Annotated in this window: 1 protein-coding gene and 1 pseudogene; one reads left to right on the top strand and one right to left on the bottom strand. The window is 75.3% G+C overall.

Features of this window, described 5'->3' with window-relative positions:
- Positions 1-34 precede the first annotated feature (34 nt).
- Positions 35-1252: an MFS transporter gene (locus HO151_RS04050; RefSeq protein ID WP_173894735.1), complete on the bottom strand. Its 1218-nt coding sequence runs from the start codon at positions 1250-1252 to the stop codon at positions 35-37.
- A 223-nt stretch (positions 1253-1475) separates the two neighbouring features.
- Between HO151_RS04050 and HO151_RS07015 the strand changes: the two are divergent.
- A pseudogene (locus tag HO151_RS07015) lies at positions 1476-1663 on the top strand (carbonic anhydrase); the annotation flags it as partial.

Raw genomic sequence — 1663 nt, 5'->3', positions numbered from 1 at the left:
CCGCCCGTCGGCCGGCCGGCCGCGCGCGGACTCCTCAGGGTTCGGCCCGCGTCACCCGGCGCGTCCCGTACCCGATGGCGGCCGCCACCGCCGCCAGCACCGCCACGCTGGTGAGGGCGGCGGGCAGGGAGAACCAGTCCGCCATGAACCCAATCGCGGGCGGCCCGAGCAGCATGCCCCCGTAGCCGAGGGTGGAGGCGGTGGCGACGCCGCTCGGGCCCGCCAGTGCTCCGGCCCGTTCGACGGCGATCGGGAAGATGTTCGCGAGTCCGAGCCCGGCGACGGCGAAGCCGAGCAGGGCCGCCCAGACGGCGGGCGAGAGGGCGCCGAGCAGCATCCCGGCGCAGGCCAGGGTGCCGCCCGCGATCACGGTCCGGCTCAGCCCGAGCCGTTCCAGGAGCCTGGTCCCGGTGAGCCGGCCGATCGTCATGGCCAGCGCGAAACACGTGTAACCCGCCGCGGCGACGCCCGGCCGGGCGCCCAGGTCCTCCTCCAGGTGCAGCGCGCCCCAGTCGGCCAGGGCTCCTTCGCCGTACGCCGTGCAGAGGGCGATCAGGCCGAAGACGACGACCAGGCGGCGGGTACGGGCGTCCGGGCGGCGGGTGCGGGCGTCCGTACCGCGTGCTGCCCGCTCCTCGCGCGGCGGACGTGCCCCGGACCCGTCGCGGTCCGCCGGCGCCGGGACCTCGCAGCGGAGCAGGACGCGCCCCGCGACGGCGGTCACCACCAGGCCGGTCACCGTCAGGCCCAGCAGGTGCCGGGTGGGGGACAGGGAGCCCGCGACCAGTCCTCCGAGTCCCGCACCGACCATGCCGCCGAGGCTGAACGCGGCGTGGAAGCTCGGCATGACGGGGCGCCCCAGCGCGGCCACGAGGTCGACGGCGGCGCTGTTGAAGGCGACGTTGATCCCGCCGTACGCGGCGCCGAAGACCAGCAGCACGGCGCCGAGGGCGAGGGCGGAGTGGGTGAGCGGGGGCAGTGCGACGCTCAGGGAGAGCAGGACGCCGCAGACCACGGTCACCCGGTGGCTGCCGTAGCGGCCGCACAGCCGGCCGGTGAGCATCATCGTGACGACGGCCCCGGCGGACACGCCGAGCAGGGCGAGGCCCAGCGCGCTGGCGGAGGCGCCGGTCTGTTCCTTGACGGCGGGGATGCGGACGACCCAGCCCGCGAAGACGAAACCGTCCAGGGCGAAGAAGGCGGTGAGGACGACACGGAGGCGGACGAGGTCGTCGCTGCGGTGACCCGGCACGCCGTTGTGCTTGCGGGTTTTGTTTACTATCGGCACAAAATGAGGCTAGGTCGTCGCGGTGCGGCAGGGCAAGGGAGGCGGCCGACCGTTCGCCCGCTCCGGCCAAGGGTCCTTCCCGGAGTCACCAAGAACGGTTCAACACCCGCTCATGATTCGCCCCCGCCCGCCCATGAGTTCGGCAACCCGCGGGAACGGGTGACCGGCCGGACGTACGTTCCCCCGCGTGATCTCCGACTCGACACCCCACATACCCGCCCGCGCCCGGCGGATGGCAGCCGCTGCCCAGGCGTCCGGCGCGACGCCCCCGGCCCGGCGCTCCCTCCTGCGCGCCGCGTTCGCGGGAACCGCGGTCCTCGGTACGGGACTGGCCGGCGCCGCCGCGCCCGCGGTCGCCGCACCCTCCGCCACCGC

It is taken from the genome of Streptomyces sp. 8P21H-1 (assembly GCF_013302945.1).
The sequence above is the reverse complement of the archived record's forward strand: the minus strand, read 5'-3'. Positions and strand labels throughout refer to the sequence as shown.